The sequence below is a fragment of the Silvimonas sp. JCM 19000 genome (assembly GCF_054652575.1).
Map to the genome: position 1 here is coordinate 281,141 of NZ_BAAIHC010000002.1, position 22,215 is coordinate 303,355.

Below are 22,215 nucleotides of genomic sequence, written 5' to 3' on the forward strand. Positions count from 1 at the left end.
GCTTAGTAATAACCCTTGGGTTGCAGCGGTTCCACCCCGCCCACATTGCCCAGATATTGCTGCCATTGCGACACCAGACCGCTGACGATGCTGGGGTTGGCGGCGGCCAGATCGTTGGTTTCGCCGCGATCCGCGCCGATGTCAAACAGCTCCCAATGCCCATCCACCGGGCCCGACGGCGGTTCGGTCCAGCGTGCTTTCCATTTGCCGTCGGCGCTGCGCAGATAAGCGCGGCCGTACGATTCATCGCCAAAGGCCTGGGTATGCACCTCGCCGCTCGCCGTACCTTGCAATACGCCAAGCAAAGACACGCCCGTCACCGGATACACGTAGCGATTGTTGTACACCACCTTGCCCTTGTTTTTGTCGACGCCAGTAGCGGGGTCGATCAACGCCGGCGCAGGCGTGGATGGCGGGGTAACGCCAGCCAGCGCCAGGAACGTGGCGGTATTGTCAGTCACATGGGTAAACGCACTGAGCGTGGGCAAAGCGGTGGTCTGGCCAGGCAAATGCACGATGGCCGGCACCGATACGCCGCCTTCGCCCAGATAGCCTTTGAGCTGGCTCAACGGGGTGGCGCTGACTTCGGCCCAGCGCAGGCCGTACTGCAGACGGCGTGCGTTGACCAGGCCGTTATCGGTGCCCAGGGTTGAGTAGATCGGATCTTGTGCATTGGCTTCATCCGTCGCTTGCGGATCAGCGCCCGAATCAATCGGCCAGCCTTCTGCGCCGTTGTCGGACTGGAACATGATGAAGGTGTTGTCGTATTCGCCGATGTCCTTCAGATGCTGGATCAGCAGGCCGATGTTGTGGTCCAGGTTGGACACCATCCCGGCGTAGATTTCCATATAACGCGCCTGGGCTTTTTGCTCCAGCGGGGTCAGATCGGCCCACTTCTTGTTGACGTAACCCTGGCCATAATCCACGTAGCCGTCGGCCGGGCTATGCACGGCACTGGTGTATTTGGCAGCCGAGGTGCCATTGTTGGTGCTGGCCGGGCTGCGCGTTAGCGTGCGAGCAAAACCGGCGCTGGGGGTAAAGTCGGCCGGAATCAAACCCAGCGACTTTTGCCGCGCAATGCGGGCGGCACGGATCACGTCGTACCCGGCGTCGTATTTACCCGCGTACTGGTGCAGATAGGGTTCCGGTACTTGCAACGGCCAATGCGGCGAGGTGTACGCGGCATAGGCAAAAAACGGCTTGCCGTCGGCGTGGTTGGCGTCGATATAGCTGATCAGCTTTTGCGTATAGAAATCGGTGGAATAAAACGTGGCCGGAGATCCGCCGGTGCCGCCTGGTTGGCCCGGCTGGCCTGGCTGCACATACACGCCGTCTTCCGTGTAGTTTTTGGAACCGGCTGCCTCATGCGCATAGTGGTTGGTGGCTGCGCCGCCCAGCAACACATAGCTGTGTTCAAAGCCCCATTGATCTGGCGTCTGGCCCGAGCCGCTGGCCGCGCCCACAATGCCCGAGCCGATATGCCACTTGCCCGCGATATAGGTGTGGTAACCCGCGTCTTGCAGCAGTTGCGCCACTGACAACGCGCGGTCGTTCAGATAGCCCTCGTAGCCGGGCAAGCCTTTGCGTTCATCGCTGGGCGCGCCCATGGTGCCTTCGCCCACCAGATGGTGATCGGTGCCCGAAATCAGCATCGAACGCGTAATGGCGCACACGGTGCCGGTGTGATGGTTGGTAAGGATACGGCCTTGGGCCACCAGCGCATCCAGGTTGGGCGTATCGATCTCGCCGCCCATGGCGTGGATATCCGAATAGCCCAGGTCATCCGCCATGATGTACAGGATGTTGGGTTTCTTCTGCGCCACCGGGGTCGGCGTGGGCGTGGCAGTGGGCGTGGTGGTGACGGCAGGGGTGGTCGACGTTGCCGTGCTGCCATCGTTACCGGTGCCGCAACCGGCCAGCAGCGTGCTGCCGATCAGGGTGGCGTTAAGCAAGGTATGGCGGAGGGAATGCGGTGGCCGTAGGCTCATGATTGCGCTTCGCGTTATAAGAGACGACGGCGATCCTATGAGTTGGTTATAAAAAACTGAAAGAACAAATGTAGCTAGCCATATGCGATTTGTAACCGCGGATGGCGCTTTGTGAGCAGAATCAACGCCCGACCGGGGCCGCCCCAACCAGACGGACAGCGCTGATGACAGCGCCGTCAGTGGCTGTCTGGCAACGCTTTAATCCGCGCTGCGCTGCCGCGCTGATACGTTGCGATGCACCATCCCTCTATCTGACTACGCTGTTTTGAACTGACCAGAAGAGGGAACTGCCATGTTGATTCCGGAAGACGAACTGGCCACGCTGGACATGGCCGAACGCGCCAGTCTGGACGTGATCGATGCCCGCAAGGTGTTGTACCGAGTGGCGGGGCAAACGCCTGAAGGCATAGAAAGCCCGGAGCTGCGGCTGGCGCTGGACCGCTATTACGAAGCGCTGAAGACCGAGGTGTCGGTGCGCGAACGTATCGATATCTTTGCGCGCAAATTGACGGCGCGTTTTCACAAATAAGCACCGCTGCGGGCGCTGGATTCAAGCGGCGCGGCGGGTTTGTTCGCGCCGGTTGCGCACCATTTTGCGGATGGCCACACGCGCCATCTTGAACCAGCCAAACGGGCGCGGATCGACCAGCATGCTGACGGCGCGGGCGTAATCCAGCGTCAAGCCGGGCGTCCACGCCATGGTTTTGGCGCGCTTGCGGATTTGCGCGGCCACCCATAGTTCGGGCGTCAACAGCATGCGGAAAAACGCCTGCCAGCCGCGGTCACGCCCGTAGAAATGACCGACCGAGCCTTCCACCGCCGCCTCCAGCGCCCGCGCCACGGTGCTGGAACAATTGCGCCAGGTCAGGTTGTAGGTGCTGTCTTGCCGATATTGCTCCCAGAACAAACGCAGGCGTTCCGGGCTGTAGTTACGGATGCGTACCTTGACGGTGGATTCGCACCAGGCCTGGGATTCATAGGCGTAGCTGGGCTGGAACAAACCCGGCACGTCGTTCTCGCGTGTGGCACGCAACAGCCGGGCAAAGTCATCGGGCGAACGATCTATCTCTACGGCCGGATACAGGCTGATATAGATGCCTTCCGGCGATTCCAATGCCGCATGGCCGGTCGAGATCACCCCATCCGCATCGACCGCCGCAATATAGCGGTCTATCAACGGTCGGCGCATGGCCTTGCTGCGGGCGGAGCCTACCGGCGTCCAGACATGCACGGTGAGCGCACGTTCGCTGGCAGCGGGCGGGCCGTCCCATACCAACGGCGCGTTGGCATCCAGATCGGTATTCTGATCGGCCCAGAACAGCGCAGTGGGGCGCTCCAGCATGGTACTGAGCAAGGCCCGCTGCGGCAGACGGCGCACACGATAGCCCAACAACAACAAACTCCAGCCGCTGAACATCAGCCCCAGGCCGAGGCAATACGGCACCGTGCCGAGGTAATGCGTGGGGTAGGGCTGATAAAAGAAAATCGCCAGCAAAATCTCGATGCCCGCCCCGACCAGCGCCGCGCGCCAGCGCGGATAACGGACCACCCACGCCGACGCGGCCTGCAAGGCGCCATCCAGCAAAAACAGCGTGCCAAAGATCATCGACAGGATGAAATTGCCGTGATGATGGCCCGCCAGAATCAGCAGCGCTGCCAGCACAAACGCCACGCCTTTCAGCAAGCGCAGCGCGCGCTGGCCACCCATGCCGGTCCACGCCACGGCCAGCGTGGCCACGCCATCCAGCATCAATAAGGCGGCAAAGAAATTGATCGGAAAATAGATGGCGTTATCCAGCGCATCAATAAAAATCACCACTCCCGCAATACCCCAGAGCCAGCCCGCGATACAGATGGCTTTCCAGCGCTTGCGCAGATAATCGACGCCCAGCAGCGTCAGAACCAGTTTGACCATGCAATTTATCCGGAAAGCCGCGACGGAGTGTCTGCAAAAAATGTAGTCGAAATCCGCGCGCCTTGCGCAGTGGTTTCCGATGCAACGTTGCGGCTGTGGCTGGTAGCGCAGGCAAATCGATACAGCAATTTACAAATCAGCGCGTGGCCGATACGCCGTGCTACACATCGGGCGGCCTGTGACATATTGCCGATACTGCCCTCCTGTTCAATCGCTATCACGGCATATTGTCCGGTCGCCTTGCGCCGGTCGCCAATTGATCAGGAGCGCAAAATGTCCAGCATCTCAGGGTTGTCTTCCAGCAGTTATCTGTATTCGAGCACCGCGTCTGACGAGCTCAAACAGCGGCGGCAAAATTACAAAGCGCTAGAAACGGCGTTGAACGCGGGCGACCTGAGTGGCGCACAGACCGCGTATGCCGCCTTGCAAGCGCAACAAAGCAGCGCGTCCAGCGGTAGCAGCAGTTCGGGCAGCGGTAGCAATAGCGCGCAACAGCAGTTCCAGACCGATTTTGCCGCGCTCGGCACCGCCTTGTCGTCGGGCGATATCAGCAGCGCGCAAAGCGCCTTTGCCACGCTGCAATCCGACCGCCCCAAAGGCCCGCCACCGGGTGGCCAGGGCGGTGGCGCCATCCAGCAAGTGGCGTCCGATCTGGATGCGGTACAAAGCGCGCTGAGCAGCAACGATCTATCCAGCGCCAAAACCACCTTTTCCACCTTGTTGCAGGATTTGCAGACGGCCATGGGCAGCAGCAGCGCCAGCGCCAGCGCCTCGGGCTCGATCAGCAGCAGCAGCGCCACGGCGTCGGGCAGCACGGATGCCATCGCGGACGACTTTACCGCGTTACAGAATGCCCTGAGCAGCAATGACCTGGGCACGGCGCAAACCGCGTTTTCCACGCTGATGAGCGACGTCGCCAGCGCCGCACAGACGCAGCAAGCGCGCCCGATGGGCCCACCGCCGCCGCCGCCGGATGCCGACCAGGACGGCGAAGATGATCCGCTCGGAGACGACTTGACCACCCTGGCCAACGCCATAGGCAGCGGTGACATGAGCACTGCGCAAACGCTGTTCGCCCAGATCCAGCAAGGGCTGGCGGCAGGCCAGGCCGACGACGCCGATACCGACAGCAGCGACAGCGACAGCAGCGTGAGCGATGCACTGTCAGCGCTGTCGACCGCGCTCAACAACAAAGACAGCACCACCGCGCAATCGGCGTTTGGCACGCTGCTGAACACGCTGGGCTACACCGAAGTCGATGCCAGCGATGACACGGATTACGCCAGCGCGGCCGCCACCGCCAGCGACAGTCTGAACGACAATTTCAGTTCGCTGGCCAGCGCGCTGAATTCGGGTGATCTGACGGCGGCGCGCGATGCATTTGCCACGTTGCAGCAAAACCGCGAAGCCTGGCAGCAAGCGCAAGCCAGCAATCCGTATCTGGCCGCGCGCTTTGATGTGGATAGCAGCGGCAGCAGCGTTAACGTTGCCGCCTGAAGCCGCTGCGCCGCGCTACCCGCCACCACCAGACTCTGCTAGCGTGATCGCCGTGCTGATCATGCTTGCGGAGTTTTTATGTTGCAGTGTTTCAAACCGGTCGCCTTGTTAACCGCCCTGAGTCTGGCCACTGCGGCCAGCGCCGCCGAGCCGGTGCGTGTGGTGTGCCAGACCACGCAGGGCGATATGGTCGTCAAGGTCAATCCGGATTGGTCGCCGCTGGCGGCGCAGCGCTTTTTGACGATGGTCAACGACGGCTTTTTTACCCACCTGCCGTTGTTTCGCTGTGTTGAAGGGCTTATTTGCCAGATGGGCGCCGCGCTGCCGCGCCAGGGGCTGAAGAACTACCCGGCGTTTGCCGATGACCCGCCCCAGGCAGAATTGCGCCACTTCAAACGCGGCTATCTGAGCTTTGCCGGTGCCGGGCCCAATACCCGATCCAGCTATCTGTTTATTACCCTGGGCGAAAAAGTCGATAGCCTCGGCGCTAATCCGTGGGAAACGCCCTTTGGCTATGTCGAAGCAAGCTCCATGCAAAAGACGGTTAGCCATTTTTATACCGGCTATGGCGATATGGCACCGTGGGGCAAAGGCCCCGATGCGCAAAAAATCGGCGCGCCGGGTGGGGCGGCGTATTTAAAACGCGACTATCCGCAGCTGGATTTTATTAATCAATGCGCGATTGCGCGCTAATACGGGCTGGCTGTGCGCGTCAAAACGACACGGTGGCGGTGACGGTGGCGGAATACGAGCCTTCGGCCGGCTTCTGCCGCGCGCCGATCTGGCCGTAGATGGGCACCAGCTGGGCCGCGCCATTGCCCACGCCGGTATGGGCATCGGTACCGACGGTGTTGCCCCATACCTCGGAGCGTGAGGCGTCCTTGTACAGCTGATATTGCACGGTCTCCCCCGTGCTGCTGGTGAGCAGTCGGCCGTTGATGGTAGAGCCGTTTACATTACCGGCATCCAGCCCGATGCTATAAGGCGCGTTATTGCTGCAGGTAACGCTCAATTGCGCGGTCTGGTTTATGCCATTGCTGAAATTGCTTTGCGAACCAAAATTGAGTACACCCGAGGCAATGCTGCAATCGGCCTGCAAGGTGAGTGCCACGCGAAACAAAGTTGTATCAGCCGCTTGCGCCGACGCCGCATGCCCAGCCCGGGCAATCAGCATGCAGCTGATTGCGGCCATCCAGGTTGAAAATCTCATTTGCGGGCTCCCTCAAATCATTCTTATGCGCGCACCGTGCCTTCAGGGGATACGGGCGAGCTTGCAGTATGGGCAAGTCGGGCGCGCCACAAAGCCAGGATAGCCCCTGGCCAGGAGTGCTCCCGGGCTTATCCTGGCCAAACAGAAAAGGAATATTCCTGGGGATCGAAATCAATACTTTCAGATGTCTCTGATGGTTGCATTTTCTGATTGCAGCAAGAATTGCCAGCACTGTGCACCCTGGATCCGGAAACGATACATTTCGATATACAACGAGCTGGCGCACGGTTAATTTTTTATTATTCGTGAGTTATCCCCGTGCGCCAGCACCGGTAAAGACCGAAAACAAATCAGCGTAATCTTGCGGGACATACCGGCGATTCAGCTCAGGAGGGTAGGGATGAAAGAACAGGATGATTATCTGCACGATCCTGAAATTGGTGCACTCAAATATATTTTTGCCAAGTTACCACCGGATAAACAGCAAAAATTCATCGCCTGGATGAATGAATACATCATGGCTTCCGCAGTAAGGCAACGCCTGATGCGCGACAAAATCAAATAAAAAAAACCTGGATTGCAGCGGTAACCATTGCTGCGTGCAACGGTTACCGCCGCGATCTACAAGCTTTAATTACCCTTGTTTTTTAACAGGCCTATGCCTTGCGTCTGCCGGCTTATAGGCTTTTATTGACGCATTCCACAACGCAGTATACAGAGAGAAAACGGCGCAAATGCAAACCGCAAGCCCCACCGGGCCAGGGTTAATGCCCGCGCCAGGGGCACCCTGCGGGTTGGCCTGTGGCCGATCCTGCTTGCGTCAGCCTACCCCGGTGGCGTAATGATCACTGCCATCAAGCAGGTAAACGAAAGCCTGAAATAGAAAGGACCTGAGTAATGATTAGAGTAATTCTGGCTGATGATCACCCATTGGCAATTGGTGGCGCCGAGGCCATTATTTCAAGCTCACGGCACATTTCGATTGTGGCAACCTGCAATGACCCGGATCAGGTCTTTGTTGAACTGGATAAAGTATCGTGTGATGTACTGGTCACCGACTATTCCATGCCGGGCAGTAGCCAGGGCGATGGGCTGAGCTATCTGAGATTTATTGCCCGACGCTATCCGGCGACCAAAATCGTTTTATTAACCATGATTGCCAATCCATTAAGTCTGACCGCAGCCGAAAAATCCGGTGTTTCTGCCCTGGTCAGTAAACTGGACAAGCTGGATGTATTAATCCCGGCAATTGATGCGGCTTATGTGGGCAAACGCTATCGCTCACCGGCCATGCAAGCCTTGTTTGATAAAGTCGAAAGCGAAGCGCGCGGAAATGAAACCATTACCAAGGTTTTAAGTAGTCGGGAATGCGAAGTCATGCGCATGATCGTCGAAGGGTTCACCATTACCGAAATCGCCGAAAAATTGCATCGCAGTATCAAAACCATCAGCACGCAAAAACGCACCGCCATGCATAAACTGGGTGTCAGCAAAGACGCCGATATTTACAAGTTTGATTTCAACCTCAGCGATTTCAAACTCGGCCCGGAATAATCCACCCGCCCGCCGGGCAGCCTCCGAAACGCCGCAAAGCGCACCGCGCTTGCGGCGTTTTTGCGTGGACGCCGCGTGCCGCGCTGTTTTTAAAAATTAAGATTCGTCTGATCCAGTTCAGGCGCGTTATCAGCCAGTCTACCGCCTCCGGAGGCTCTATCCAGCGCCCCGGCCGTGGTGGATGCGGCTAGCCGTAAAGCTTGTAGAGAGTCTGCATGTCGGTTGCATCCTGTTAACGCCAGGCGCCTTGCGCGCCGCTCCAGGGTGAAATTCTCATGCATGCAAAACAAAAATCTTCCACCAACTGTGGGCGCAACCGGCGGCGGCGTTTCTACCGTAGCGGTCGCTGGCCGGGCTTTGTGCTGCTGGTGGCGCTGGGCGGGCGGGCGCTGGCCGCCAGCCTGGAACTGCATCACAAAGAAACCCTGACCCTGGCGCCAGGTACGCTGGAAATCGACCAGCTGATCCTGCCCGATATGGGCTATGCCACGCTCTCTGGCCCCGATACCACGCTGCGCTTTCTGCCCGGTGCATCCTGGCTGCTTGGCGCAAAACTCGGGCGCGATATGCAATACCTGAACCTGACCGACCTGGGGCATCTGGAATTCAACGACGTGCTGCACGAGGTGCATGTGGGTGGCCAACGGCAGATTGCCAATGTCCGCATCGGCCAGGACGATGGCCAATCAGCGCAGCCCGGCGGCAGCCTCGTGCTGGGGCCGGATACCCGTATCACGGCGGCCGCCTTTGGCGTGGCCGATCAGCAAGGTGCGGTGGCGCATAACATTGGCTTTGTCACGCTGAGTGGCAATACCCACATCAACGCCGATGTATTCAAGGTCGGGGCCTATGCCGGTAACAACGGTGAACTGGTCTTTGGCAAAGGCGGTGGCCGCTTGCAGGTACGCGGGTCGGATGGGGTGGGGCCGGCATCGGTGTTTGATCTCGGTGTCGGCTACGGCAGCGATATCCAGCTCACCCGGGCCTTGCTCGATCTGGGCGCGGGCGAAAGTGATATTGCCGCAGGCGCGGTCCGCATCGGCGTGCTCAGCAAAAGTGCGGTCTCGAATGCAGTCGCCCAGGCCTGGTTCGGTGCGGGCCAGCTGCAGGCCGACAGCTTGCTGCTGGGCGGCAATGTGCCAGGCGCGACCGGCGCCGTGGGCGCGGAGATGGCGGCACAAGGCACGCGGCTGCGTATCGGAACGCTGATCCTCGGCGACCAGCAAGCCAATAGCCAGCTCCAGAGCACGCTCACCCTGGGCAAAAACGCCGAGCTGCGCATGGGCAAGCTGCAACCGGGGGCGCAGGCCGGGACGGCAATGCGGCGGTTTTACTGGAATGGCGGCACCATCGGCAATCTGGCGCCCGATGTCGATCTGCTGTGGCAGGGCATCGATGCCGTCATGGCGCCGTACCAACCGCATATTTTCCAGATCGATGGCAGCCAGGCCGTTGCGCGGATCGATGCGCGATTGGGCGCGGGCAAATCGGAACAGTTTGTCGATCTGACCAAACGCGGCGATGGCACGCTGTTTTTGCTGCGGCCTGCCGATTATCTTGGCTATACCCGCATCGAAGGCGGCACCCTGCGCGCGGGCGTGGCCGATATGTTGGCGGCCAGCAATAACACCATGGGTATGGTGTTGTCGCCGGGGACCTCGTTTGATCTGAACGGCTTCGATCAAAAGATGTGGGGCATGGTCGGCAGCGGCTCGGTCTTGCTCAAGGACGGCGCCACATTGTCCATCGTGCACGGGCATAACCAGCAATTTGACGGGGTGATCAGCGGTGACGGCCAGTTGCTTATCGACATGTATCTGCCGAACACCGAGTACAGCCTGTCCGGCGCGAATACCTACACCGGCCCGACCCGGGTAAAGCGCGGCGGCCTGCGGCTGGTGGATGGCATAAGCATGGCATCGCCCATCGTGGTGGACACCCGTCTGACCTTTGATGTGGCCGGGACACTGGATTATGCCGGTGCAATCAGCGGCGCGGGCCAGCTGCATAAAGCCGGCCGGGGCACGCTGCAACTCACAGGTCCAGGCAATTGGCTCGGCAATACCGTGATCGCGGGCGGCACTTTGCAGATCCCCAATCCCAAGGCCGCCAGCAGCGGCAATATCACGGTGCAGCAGGGGGGAACACTGGACTTGCTGTTCAGTAACGATACCTTGATGAACGTGATCAACGGCGCGGGCGTCGTGCGCATCAGCGGGCAGAACGTGGTGCTGGCGGGCTTGCACCCCGGTTTCACCGGCGTGTGGCTGATCAAGGGTACGGCGCGACCCGGGCCGGATATTCAGGGGCTGGGACCCAATAGCCGGATCTGGCTGGATGGGCCGCAAAGCGTGCTGGAAATTGACCGCGATACCGCCGTCTGGTCGCGTCCGGTGTATGGCACCGGGCGCTTGCAGCTGAGCCGCTCCCAGCCGGGGGCGCCGCTGCAGCTGGTGAAAAATAGCGCCATGACTACGCATTTTCGCGGCACGCTGGCGCTGACCCAGGGCGAGTTCATTATGGATGAGGCTGCAGAATACCTGCTTGCCCAGGCCACGCTGGAGCTCGGCAGCAAGGCTGATCTGCGCTTGAATCACAATGCGCGCGTGTTTGGTATGAGCATGGCAGGCGGCACTTTGTATCTGATCAACCGGAACCAGTTGCCCGAACCGTTATTGCAATTGAGCCGCCTCGATACGCGCGGTGGCGGCAATGTGATCATGGATTTGCCCGGCTCGCGCACGGTGCCGACCACGACTGAGGGCATCACCTTTTTTGATCAGGACAACAACGCAACGCAACGCCTGGTGGGGGCCAGCGAGGTGCTGGGCGACGGCAGCGCGCTCAAGCTGGTGAAACCCAACTCCGCGCCGTATCGCAATCCGGAATATGTTTCGGTGCTCGACCCGGGCGGCCACCTCGCCGCCACCACCACGCATCAATACACCGTGTCGACGCAGCCGGATGGCCTGTATGTGGGCTTTGGCATGTCGCAGATTGATCTGGCCAAAGGGCAGTACGTTTATTTTTACAACCAGGGCGGCCGGGATCGCCGGCTGACCGCGCAAGTGACCGGTACCGGCAACATCATTCTGGTGCCGTTTGGCGAGGTGACCTTTGCCAACCCGCTGAACAGCTATACCGGCAGCACCACTTTGATGAGCGGCGCCTTGCGGCTGGAAGCGGACAATGCGCTGGGCGCCACTGCACTGCTGGATATTCGCCCCGGCACGCGCTTCAGTCTGGATGGCCACGCACAAACGCTGCCGCAGGTGCTGCTGCAACAAGACGGCAAATTCGATTTTGGCAACGGCGGTGAACTGCGGCTGATGCATGGCGGCGTGTTGCAAGGGCAGCTCAGCGGCAGCGGCAAGATGCAGGTCGACACCGGCACGCTTACCGCCCGCGGCGACGCGGCCGCCCTCGACGTGCACACCACGCTGGCCCGTGGCGTGACTGCCAATCTGAATCAACCCGAAGCGCTGGGACGTGGCCCGCTGGAGATCAATGGCAGGCTCACCATGTCGGTGCCGCGCCATCACGTCTGGTCCAGACCGCTGAGCGGCAGTGGCCAACTGGAAATCAGCGGCAACGCCAAGGGTGACGGCAGTAGCAGCATCACCATGAATACGGGCGATGGTTTTAGCGGCATCACCACGTTTGGTGGCGGTACCTTTGTGGCCGGAACACGTCCGGGCGAGGGCTTTGGTGGCAGCGGTAAACTGGTGATCGAAGCGAGTGCCCACATAACCGGCCGCGGCTATATAGGCCCGAATCTGCAACTGCATGGCCCGCTGGAGGTGCCAGGCGGGGCCAGACTGGTGCTGCGCAAAAACCTTGAGGCCAGGAGCTTGATGGAGGTGGCGGAGGGCGATGGGGCCGCTGAGCTGGAAGTCCTTGGGGATTACATCAGCAATAACGCCGTGCTGTATCTCTACACCGAACTGGGCGGCGACCAGTCGCCCACTGGCAAGCTGACGGTGCGCGGCAGTACACGTGGACATACCCGCCTGACTGTGGTCAACAAAGGGGGCACCGGAGCGCAGACACGGGACGGCATCCCCTTGATTACGGTGGACGGGGATTCAGCAGGTACGTTTGGCCTGAACAACCGTTTGGTGGCCGGGCCGTTTGAATACACCTTGCATAAAGGCACGCCCACCCAGGCGAATGGCAACTGGTATCTGCGCTCAGTTGATCTGACACCAACGCCACCGCCAACGCCGGTGCCCACGCCTGTACCCACGCCCACACCGACGCCAGCTCCGACGCCCACACCGACGCCAGCACCGACGCCAGTGCCGACGCCAGTGCCGACACCAGTGCCGACACCAGTGCCGACGCCCGATCCGACGCCAGTGCCAACGCCAGTGCCGACGCCAGTGCCGACGCCAGTGCCAACGCCAGTGCCGACGCCAGCACCGACGCCTGCGCCAACGCCAGCACCAACGCCGGTACCGACTCCAGCGCCAACGCCAGTACCGACACCAGTGCCAACGCCAGTGCCCACGCCAGCGCCAACGCCAGTACCGACGCCAGCGCCAGCGCCAGTGCCCACGCCAGCGCCAACGCCAGTACCGACGCCAGCGCCAACGCCAGCACCAACGCCAGCACCAACGCCAGCACCAACGCCAGCACCAACGCCAGTGCCAGCGCCGACCCCGCTGCCCACTCCCGCCCCCACGCCTGCACCCGCCCCGCAATGGCGGGCCGAGCCGGGTATCTACCTCGCGCAGCAGCAACTCGCCAATACCCTCTGGCTTAGTACCCATGCGCAGCGCAATGGCGCTTCCACCGCCGCCAGCCCGGCGCAATGGGGCCGGGTACAGCAGCTGCACACGCGCAGCACCGCCGCCGAAGGTCGTTTGCGCATGCGCGACGACGCCAGCCTGCTGCAGTTGGGCGCCGACCTCTGGCGCAGCGCGGCTGCAGATTGGCGCGCCGGTCTGATGCTGAGTCAGGTGCGCGTGGATAGCCATAGCGTCGCGCGCGGGTCGGCCCCCCCGGCACGCGGCCAGATGACGGGCTATGGCGCCGGTTTGCTTGGCGGCTGGTCCGACCCCAGCGGCGGTGCCTATGTCGATGCCTGGTTTCATATTGGCCGCTTTAATCAGCGCATCATGCCGCGCGGCCTGGCCACCGAGCGTTTGCGCAGCCAGAGTCGCATCGGCTCGCTCGAAGCCGGTTACAGCCTGCCCTTGCCGGGCAAGGATGGTTGGCAGCTGGTGCCGCAAGCGCAATTGCTGTACGCCGATCTGCGCCAGCCCACGCATACCGAGGCCAACGGCAGCGTGGTGCGTAGCTTGCAGTCGGCGGCGTGGTCAGGACGGCTTGGGCTGCAGGCGCATGCGCAGGTCACGCACCCCAGCGGCCGGCAAACCCGGCCCTTTATGGGGGTGCAGTTATGGCTGCAGCCTGAGGTGGGTGGCGTGGAGATCGGCGGGGTCAGCATTGCCGGCACCACGCCGCAACAACGCTACGAGTTGCAACTGGGCGTTGAATCCGGTCATCCGCAAAGCTGGCACTGGTCGGCGCAAGGCGGTCTGCAAAGTGGTCAGAACCAATATATGAATTTGAATGCCCAATTATCCGGGCGATTATATTGGTAATTACGAATGGCTTGATCTGGATAGATATAAAACACGGTAGTGATAATTTCAGGATTGCGCATCAAATAATTAGAAAGAACAAGCGGCCGGATTGCCCCGTGGCGCTTAATGCGGCGTAATCGCTGAAAATATTGCAGACGAGATAGTGCGATATGTAATCCTGGCGTAACAATTGATTTATATGTATTTTCAACTTGGTGACGATCATGTCAGTAGCTAATCATTGCTTAACAACAACAAAAATCGGGTTGATACCTCTTCTAGTACGGTGGGCAGTGCTAATACGGAGCCGGAATCATGAACTTGTTAGAGTTGGTCATAGATTGGGACCTTAACTGCATTACGCGCAATAAAATATCGGTACGCATCTCGGAGCAGGAAAAAATAATATTTCGCACCTTGCTGGATCATCCGGATGAATTACTGGATCGTAAACAACTCACCCAGGCGGTTTGGGGCGACCGCTCGGCCTTTATCAATGATCTTTACCTCACACAGTTGATCTCGCGTTTACGCCGCTCTTTAGCGCCGATCGGCTTGTCCGGCAATATCATTACCTCGGCGCGGCGCGGTTACAAGTTTCTCGACCGCGATTTGCTGCAGCCGCCGGGCGCGGGCGTGCCGGTCAGCAATCCGGTCGCCGCGCTGACCATGGATCTGGATAATTTATTGATCAGCAACGGCAAAATCAGCGTGCGCGTAACAAGGCTGGAAGGTTGTATTCTGGCCGCTTTTATTGAGCATCCTGATCGCATTATTTCGCGCGAAGCCCTGATATCGCGGATCTGGAAAAGCACTGAAAAGCCCTATCATGAAAATCTGGCGCAATTGATCTCCAAAGCCAGAAAAATCGTCAGCCCACTCAGCGGCGGCGATATCAAGTCCATTCCCAATGTGGGATATAAATATTGCGTGAGCAAGCATTCTCATTAAGCGCAAAGAAAGATGCAACGCCTTGTGGCGTTGCATCTTTTTTATGTTTGCCAACTACATGCCGCGCTTATTTGAGTTTGACGCCCCATTCCGTTTCCACGCATTTTACATAATCGCCCGGAATCAATGCGCTGAACTTCTCTTGATAAGTGACCAGCATGCAACGGTAATTCAGGTTGTAATCCTTGACCCATGTCGTGGCCAAGGCGGCGGCGCCATTGTCACCAAATTGTTTCATATTGGCGCAACCCAGCACTTCATTGGCAGGTACCGGTACACCCAGGTCAGCCGCAAAAGATTTGTAGAAGCTGATACGGTTTTGCGATTGCGCAATTTCAGTATCGCCGCCGCATTCCACGCCGCCATTGATAATCATGGTGGTTACGCCAAAGCCGGGCACCAGATTATTGGCTTTGTCCTCGGCATTGGGCACCCACGAACCGTCCAGCACGGCTTGCATCGATGGCTTGGGCGGCTGCGGATACATAAAGAAGAACACCGCTGACGCCAGATTCAACCACGTGGTCGCCACACTATCCGGATTGTTCAACAAAGTGCTGGGCGTTCCGTACATCACTTGCGAGAACGAACCGTAGTTGTAGTTATACGAGAGCTGCTTTGCACCGCGGCCAAAGTATTTCATGTACGAGCCGTCCGGATTTTTGCCGCACACATAGAGCTGGCCCTGCCAGATGGCGGGATTACATTCCGAGTTATAGCCGCAACCGGTACCGGTTTCGCTACAACCCATTTCTCGCACCCAAACCAGCGCCTGGCGATATTGCGGCGTGGCGATATTGGCATCGTGGCCGCCGGTTTCCTGGGCAAAGTGCGCAAACATGGTGGCCAGGGTTTTGCGGCAGATGGCTTCGGCGTCGCGCCCGTCGCTGTAATCACCGCAGACCGCCGGGAATTTGGCGATGGCTTGCAGGAAAGCGCGATAGGTATAAGACGGGTCCCGCATCGGGAACAGATATTCCCATTTGGCCGCATCGACGATTTTTTCCACGCGTTTGACGTTGGACGGATTGCTGGCCACACCGGCATTGACCGCATCAACCACGCTGTTATCCGCAGTACGGATCGAGGCCTTGATCGCGGCAAACTGCGCGGTATTGGTCAGACTTTTCTCGGTGGCTTCGGCCTCGGCCAGGGTCGGGATCGGGCCTTCAACCGGTGCCGGGGTGGGCGTGGGCGTTGGAATCGGCGTGGGCGTGGGCACCGGCGCGGGCGCAGTGGGATCGCAGGCGCCCAGACGGGTCCACGGCCCGAAGCTATCGCTGGCATCCGGCTCGTTGCCCTGAGTCCACCATTTCGCCCGGTAGTTATTGTTTTTGTATGACACCTCGTTGCCCGCCACAAACACCAGGCCAGCACTCCAGGTTTGATAGCAGCCGACCGTACCCGACGGCGTGGGCGCTGGCGTGGGGACCGGTGCAGGGGCGGGCGTGGGGGCGGGCGCTGGTGTCGGCGCAGGGGTGGGTTTGGGCGTCGGCGCTGGTGTCGGCGCTGGGGTGGGTGCCGGGGTGGGCGCCGGTGTCGGTGCTGGCGTGGGCTTGGGCGTTGGCGCGGGCGTCGGGGCCGGGGCGGGCGAACCGCCGGTGCAAGGGCCCAGATCTTTCCAGCCGGGTGGGTTGCCGGTGCCGGGCGCTTCGCCCTGGGTCCACCACAGGCTGGAATACTGGCGCCCGTTGTAGCTGACTTTGGTGTTGGTCTTGCTGTAGATGGTTTGCGCCTGCCATGGTGCGGCGCAGGTCAATGTGGCCGCCTGCGCGCCGCAGGCGAGGGTGGCCAATACACTGGCCACGGCCAGGCTGGATCGGGTACGTCGCATGGTAGTACTCCTGAAGGCATGCCCGTGGGCAGTTGAAGGTCATTCGTCAAAATGCGGATGGTGGTGTGCCAGCCACGGGCGGATATCGCCGTGGTGTTTGAACACGGCCAGGCAAACCACGCTGTTGAACATCACTTCGCTGATATCGACTTGCGCGGCATACAACCCCAGCCAGATGCGCACCACCACCGAGCTGCTGGCTGCGGCCAGCCCCCAGGTGATCCACGCCGCCACCGGCCCGTAACTGCCTGCCGCGCGCTGGTACAACAAAATGCGGCCGAGGATGGCCAGACAGAGCAAGAAATCAATCCATAACAAGGCGGACGCGATCATGTTTGCGGCTCCTTGCGCCGGGCGCGCCAATTGGCCAGGTAATCACTGACAAACTGCATGGCGCGCACGCAGCACGCCGCGCCGAGCAAGGCGCCCAGCTCCAGATTGGCCTGCATGGTCAAGCCCGCTATCTTCTGGATGCTGACTGCCAGAAAGTCGGCAATCAGCGGTGCGGAGAAGCAACCAAACACAAACGAAACAAAGGTGTAGATCAGCTTCTGCCGGTTGCTGGGCAAATCAGAACTGGCCAGATAAAACAGCGCGCCAGCCAGCGCGCACACCACCACACCGCCGTGTGCCACGTGGTAGAGCTGCACCACCGCTTGTTCATTGACCGGCGGGGCCAGCATGTCGGGCGTTGAGGCTTCAGCCATTGCAAGCACTCCTGCAGTAAGGCCGCGAGGAAAAACCGGCTGGCGCCGCGCAGCAAGCACGCGCCAGCCGGGCCGGACTTAGGCGATGGGTTGCCACACCTTGCCGTCATACGGCTGTGCCACGGTGTAGGCCGGATCGCCCGGTTCTTCGGTATTGGATGCCCACCACAAGGCCTTGTAGTTCTTGCCGTTCCAGCTCACCTTGCTGCCACCGTTCCATGCCAGATGGTCCCATTGCGGGTATTTGGATGGGGTGGGCGCCGGGGTCGGGGCGGGCGTCGGGGCCGGGGTAGGCACCGGTGCAGGGGCCGGCGTCGGCACCGGCACCGGCACCGGGGCGGGTGCTGGGGTCGGAACCGGGGTGGGCGCAGGCGCTGGCGTGGGCGCCGGGGTCGGCACGGGTGCGGGGGTGGGCACCGGAACCGGCGCAGGTGCAGGGGTAGGCACGGGCGTCGGCGTAGGCACCGGAGTCGGCACCGGCGTGGGCGCCGGGGTGGGGACTGGCGTCGGCACAGGGGTCGGCACGGGTGTGGGCACCGGAGTAGGCACAGGTGCAGGCGTGGGGACTGGCGTCGGCGCGGGCGTTGGTGCCGGTGTCGGCGCAGGCGTGCCGCCGGTGATGTTCTCGCCCTTGAAGTAGAACGGCGCCATATCAATGGTTTGCTTGGTCAGCGTATTGCCCAGGCCTTCACGGGCGGCATTCACCAGCACGCCGTTATCCATTTCTATGGTCCAGGTAAACAAGCCGCCCAGCCCCATCTTGCGCACGTATTCGTCTTTGGCTTTGACACTGCGCGGCGTATCCAGCGAGATAAACAGCTTGGTTTGCGGATTATATAAATAGTCCGCGTCGGCAATTTCATCGGTAAACAGATGAAAACCATTCAGGCCGGTTTTGTTTTCCAGATCCAGATAGTTGTAAATGGTGTCATTCCATTCGCCGCAACCGGATTCAAATGTGCCGGTGGTTTCGCCCGTACCCGGATCATAACTACCGCTCAAGGGCGAATAGCTGTCGATCCTGGCGTTCTTGCCGTTGCGGGTATAACCGGCAAAGCCGACAAAAATCTGTTTGGCCGGTACGCCGCGCGCCAACATATAGCGCACGGCCGCATCGACTGAATACAATTCTTCGTCGGACGGATCGGCGTTATACAGATTGGTGTGGTGGCACAAAGTCGGTGCCCACGGCGTGCCAAAAAAGTCATAGCTCATCAGATTAATGCCGTATACCCCGGCTTTGATCATGCCGGGAATATCTGCTTTCTGTAGCGCTTTGACGGCGGAAGAAACTGCAATACTGATACGCACATCCGAACGGCCGGCTTTACTGAAAGCGCTGACCAATGCTTTGACCAGTTCCTGATAATTGGCCGCATCGTTGTCGTCATAGGTATTACCGGTATTACCCGGATAGCCCGGATATTCCCAATCGATATCAATATCGTTAATCATCGGGAATTTTTTCAGGATAGCAACCACGCTATTGGCAAATGTGGTGCGGCGGCTGGCGGTTTGCGCCACCCAATGCCACGCTTCGCTCATGGTCCAGCCACCGATACTGATGGCAATCCGCAGATTGGGGTTTTTCTTTTTCAGATCACGCAGGCCGCCCAATATGCCCTGGGCCGAGGTTTCGTTATACATGGCTTTGACATCGTCGCTAACCCAGCCTTCAAAGCCGACATTGTCATACGACAACACATCGCCCCACGGATCGAGAAAGGTGGCCTCGTCCGTCTTGGTACCAAACTGGTCGGCGGCATTGATAATGCCCCATTGCTTTTCGCCTTTATCGCCCAGTACGCCGACAAAGCCGAGAATAATCTTGTCATACGCCGTAGGGTCAACCTTGAATAAATCGGCGTTGCGGCCGCAATTGGCGTCTTCGTATTGGTTTTCACGCCGGCCATCGTATTGCGCCCAGTCGGTGTAATAACCAAACACCTGATATTCATTGGACGAATAATGGTTGTAAACATATTTAAGAACATCGCAGCCGGTATAAGAAAACCGTTCGACATCGGTGCCCGGATGAAAACCCGGTGCCATTGCATATTTCTTTTCACTGTAACCATTGGGGTCAACGGTAACCAGTTTGCTATTGCGTGTGCTTGCCATGATGGACTCCTGAAGCCGCTGTGTGAATACCAGAAGGGTTGTCTGGTTAGGCCATCATGGTCTGCATAAAGCGACAAATGCAGTTGAATAAGCTAGTTAATCAGTGCGGCAGAACGTTTTTGAATATCGCTATAAATCAGTATTATTTTCGATAAATAATCGCGACCTGAATGGCGTTCAAACTGACACGCTATGCCTTCGGCTGCGGGATATCCCCAAGGCATAACCGCGTTAAAGGTCAGGAGACGCAAAATGGATCTGCTTAGCAAGGTGGTGGTGAGTTCGGGCGCCAGCGAATATTACGGCACCATGGTGCTGAATACCCTGCATTACGCCGATAACAGCCCGGTGCATATCAAACAGTTTTTGACCATCGAATTCCAGGCGCCAGCCGCTTTGGCGGATTCGGATATCTATAGCGAATTTACCGATTGGGTGGGGACCACCATCCATGTGAGCAGCAACCAGATCGAAGCCGGGGTATTTGCGGTTTCGGCCCGCGTTGAATTTGACGAAGAATTCACCTTTAGTGCGCAGGATAAATTCACTATTTCGGTGTCAGGTGATCTCAATACCAATAAAGAACGCTGGCTCAAATCTTTTGTGCTGGCGGCCGACCAGAGCGCCAGTGTGGAAGGCTCGGTGGCGGTACATTGCGCGGCCGCGCCCGACACGGCGCTGGCCGCGGTCAAACCGCGCGTGGATTTTGTGCTGGGGTCGCAGATCCACAGCGTCGAGCTGGCTTATGGCCAGACCAGCAATATCACATTGCCGCGCGGCGATTACGCGCTGCACACCCCCGCCGTATCCACCAGTGATGGCAACGTGGTGGCCGCGGCGCACAGCAATGTCAGCACCTTGTCGGTGGCGCCGGGCAGCGCGGCCAGCGTGGCGATCAGCTTTGATAGCGTGCAGCGCTTCGGCTCGGTCACCCTGCGCATCGGCGCATTGACCGGCCTGGCCAGCGAAACCCTGAACGTCACGCTCAAAAGCAAGGGCGCCAACAAAGTGCTGGCAACCACGCAGATTGGCTGCGGCCAGTGCATTACCTTCGGCCAGTTGCCGGCCAGCGGCACGGCGCTGGTGCAGATCGACAGCATCGGCGTCAACGGCGTGGAATATCTGTTCAGCGTGCCCGATGTGGCGCTGAGCAATCACGACGTGGCGGTCGATGTAACCAACGCGCAAGTGCATACCACCAAGCTGTCGACCCAGGGCGCGGTTAACCTGCCGCTGATCGTGACCGCCGATGTGGGCTCCAGCCACAAGGTGGCGCTGCGGCTGGTGGGCAGTGGCGGCAGCTACAGCACGGAAGTCAGCGCCAGCACGCAACGCACGGCGTTTCCCACCTTGGTGCAGCCTGGCGACTATCGCGTGGTGGTCAGTAACTTTATCGAGAACGGCAGCGTGCATATAGTCGGCGCACCCGCCACGCTGACCGTGGCCAGCAATGCCTCGACCAGCCTCAACCTCAGCATCAGCACCGGCGCCAATCTGCATGTGCGTGGCTTTCCGTCACATTTGTCATTTGGCGGTTGCGCCGATCTGACCCCCGGCAATGCGGCCGACTTTACCGCGGCACGGGCCGAGTCGATCTTTATCTATGCCGGGGTTGATGGCATGGGCGATGCCACGCTGTATCTGGCCGATGATGTGCAAACGCGCGCCCTGATCGAACTGAGCCGCACGGTGGAAGCGCAGATCGGCGATGGTCGCACCGTGTTGCCGGTGATTGTGTCGTACACCACCAATCTGTCGCTCGGCGACACGCTGACCATGCTGGCCAACAGCACGCAACACGCCTACAGCTTTGGCAACTACATCCAGGCGCTGCAGATTGCCAATGAGTACATCGATGAGCAACATCCGGTGCCGGTGGGTTTTGTGGTCAATCCGGATTTTCTTGGCGCGTGCGAACAAGCCAATCTGGACCCCGGCTACGCCATGCCGGTACGCAAACCGCTGCAAGAGGCTTTGACCCAGCGTGGCGTCAATCTGAGCATTCCGGCCGCCGTCACCGAAGACATCAAAGGCTATGTCACCGCCGTCAACTGGCTGACGCGCACCATCGCGCCTGCAGTGACGTTTGGATGGCAGGTTAATCTGTGGGGCGTCGGTTATTCGGAATGGATTTATGAGGACAGCGATGTAGCCATCCCGGCGCAACAGACCGCCGATTACATCGCGGCAGTGGGCGCGTATAGCGGGCCGTACAAGCCGGACTTTCTGGCGGTGGATCGCTATGAAGGCGACGATCTGACCTTGCGCGCCTATATCAACGGCTATTGCTATGGTCCACGCGAGTGGGGGCGGTTCTGGGATTTTTGCGGCGCGCTGAGTGCGGCCACCAAACTGCCGATCATGCCGTGGCAGATTCCGTCCGGGCGGATTCCCAATACCAGCGATGTGCTGGCGGATGACTTCAATCCCGCGCATTGGGGCACGGCGGGCAGTTATCTATTTGGCGATCCCGCCATCGGCAGCGATTACCACAACGTCAACGCCAAAGTGCTGGCACTGCCTTTCCCCGAGGCCTTCCCCGGCATGGGCGCCAACGGCGAGGCCATGTTCCAGCGCAGCGAGCCGTTTGATATCTCGCAACCGCGCTATGGCGATTTCCCGCTGCGCGGCATCTTTACCGTTTTGCTGGGCGGCGGCGCCACCACCGGGCTGATCACTGATGTGGGCAATCCGGAAAGCTGGGTGCGCAACAAGGTCAACGCGTATTACAACAACCCGGTGCAACTGGGCTAGGGCGCAGCGGCGCAAATGCATAGGGTGGGTCAAGACCCACCACTCAAAGCCATCAGCCCGGGCCACGCGGGCCCAAGATGCCACTTTGAGTGG

15 protein-coding genes are annotated in these 22,215 nt (G+C 59.8%); 8 read left to right on the plus strand and 7 right to left on the minus strand.

Annotation, left to right across the window (positions count from 1 at the left end):
* Positions 1-2 precede the first annotated feature (2 nt).
* Complete coding sequence (locus ACYQ1A_RS03665; protein WP_499360294.1) at positions 3-1,988, minus strand: arylsulfatase; 1,986 nt, start codon at positions 1,986-1,988, stop codon at positions 3-5.
* A gap of 292 nt (positions 1,989-2,280) precedes the next feature.
* Here ACYQ1A_RS03665 and ACYQ1A_RS03670 point away from each other — a divergent pair, with 292 nt between their 5' ends.
* Entirely contained in the window at positions 2,281-2,517 is a 237-nt protein-coding gene (locus ACYQ1A_RS03670; RefSeq protein ID WP_062225131.1) for a hypothetical protein, read from the plus strand.
* A gap of 21 nt (positions 2,518-2,538) precedes the next feature.
* On the opposite strand, the gene ACYQ1A_RS03675 is transcribed toward ACYQ1A_RS03670, so the two are convergent.
* The gene (locus ACYQ1A_RS03675) at positions 2,539-3,903 is read right to left on the minus strand and encodes an HdeD family acid-resistance protein (RefSeq protein WP_499360296.1); all 1,365 of its coding nucleotides are present in this window, start codon (positions 3,901-3,903) and stop codon (positions 2,539-2,541) included.
* 273 nt (positions 3,904-4,176) lie between these two features.
* Between ACYQ1A_RS03675 and ACYQ1A_RS03680 the strand changes: the two genes are divergently transcribed.
* A complete protein-coding gene (locus ACYQ1A_RS03680) occupies positions 4,177-5,400 on the plus strand; it encodes a hypothetical protein (RefSeq protein ID WP_499360297.1) in 1,224 nt (407 codons plus the stop codon).
* Between the two features lie 78 nt (positions 5,401-5,478).
* On the plus strand, positions 5,479-6,093 hold the full coding sequence (locus ACYQ1A_RS03685; protein ID WP_499360299.1) for a peptidylprolyl isomerase: 615 nt from the start codon (positions 5,479-5,481) through the stop codon (positions 6,091-6,093).
* 19 nt (positions 6,094-6,112) lie between these two features.
* Here the strand turns inward: ACYQ1A_RS03685 and ACYQ1A_RS03690 are convergent, their stop codons facing one another.
* Positions 6,113-6,610 (minus strand): Csu type fimbrial protein, encoded by a 498-nt coding sequence (locus tag ACYQ1A_RS03690; protein ID WP_499360301.1) that lies wholly within the window; start codon positions 6,608-6,610, stop codon positions 6,113-6,115.
* Positions 6,611-7,010: 400 nt separating this feature from the next.
* On the opposite strand from ACYQ1A_RS03690, the gene ACYQ1A_RS03695 reads away from it, so the two are divergent.
* The 4 genes from ACYQ1A_RS03695 to ACYQ1A_RS03710 all read left to right on the plus strand — a co-directional run bounded on the left by ACYQ1A_RS03695 (position 7,011) and on the right by ACYQ1A_RS03710 (position 14,706).
* The gene (locus tag ACYQ1A_RS03695) at positions 7,011-7,175 is read left to right on the plus strand and encodes a hypothetical protein (protein WP_499360303.1); all 165 of its coding nucleotides are present in this window, start codon (positions 7,011-7,013) and stop codon (positions 7,173-7,175) included.
* Between the two features lie 332 nt (positions 7,176-7,507).
* Entirely contained in the window at positions 7,508-8,164 is a 657-nt protein-coding gene (locus ACYQ1A_RS03700) for a response regulator (protein WP_499360305.1), read from the plus strand.
* Between the two features lie 275 nt (positions 8,165-8,439).
* Entirely contained in the window at positions 8,440-13,773 is a 5,334-nt protein-coding gene (locus ACYQ1A_RS03705; RefSeq protein ID WP_499360306.1) for an autotransporter outer membrane beta-barrel domain-containing protein, read from the plus strand.
* Between the two features lie 297 nt (positions 13,774-14,070).
* A complete protein-coding gene (locus ACYQ1A_RS03710; RefSeq protein ID WP_499360307.1) occupies positions 14,071-14,706 on the plus strand; it encodes a winged helix-turn-helix domain-containing protein in 636 nt (211 codons plus the stop codon).
* 67 nt (positions 14,707-14,773) lie between these two features.
* Here the strand turns inward: ACYQ1A_RS03710 and ACYQ1A_RS03715 are convergent, their stop codons facing one another.
* The 4 genes from ACYQ1A_RS03715 to ACYQ1A_RS03730 all read right to left on the minus strand — a co-directional run bounded on the left by ACYQ1A_RS03715 (position 14,774) and on the right by ACYQ1A_RS03730 (position 19,368).
* A complete protein-coding gene (locus ACYQ1A_RS03715; protein ID WP_499360308.1) occupies positions 14,774-16,540 on the minus strand; it encodes a glycoside hydrolase family 19 protein in 1,767 nt (588 codons plus the stop codon).
* A 39-nt stretch (positions 16,541-16,579) separates the two neighbouring features.
* A complete protein-coding gene (locus tag ACYQ1A_RS03720) occupies positions 16,580-16,873 on the minus strand; it encodes a phage holin family protein (protein ID WP_499360310.1) in 294 nt (97 codons plus the stop codon).
* Entirely contained in the window at positions 16,870-17,247 is a 378-nt protein-coding gene (locus ACYQ1A_RS03725) for a putative holin (RefSeq protein WP_499360312.1), read from the minus strand. The genes ACYQ1A_RS03720 and ACYQ1A_RS03725 overlap by 4 nt, the downstream gene beginning before the upstream one ends.
* Positions 17,248-17,325: 78 nt before the next feature.
* Positions 17,326-19,368, minus strand: coding sequence for a glycoside hydrolase family 18 protein (locus ACYQ1A_RS03730; RefSeq protein ID WP_499360314.1), 2,043 nt, complete (start codon positions 19,366-19,368; stop codon positions 17,326-17,328).
* 252 nt (positions 19,369-19,620) lie between these two features.
* Here ACYQ1A_RS03730 and ACYQ1A_RS03735 point away from each other — a divergent pair, with 252 nt between their 5' ends.
* Positions 19,621-22,122: a hypothetical protein gene (locus ACYQ1A_RS03735; protein ID WP_499360316.1), complete on the plus strand. Its 2,502-nt coding sequence runs from the start codon at positions 19,621-19,623 to the stop codon at positions 22,120-22,122.
* Positions 22,123-22,215 lie beyond the last annotated feature (93 nt).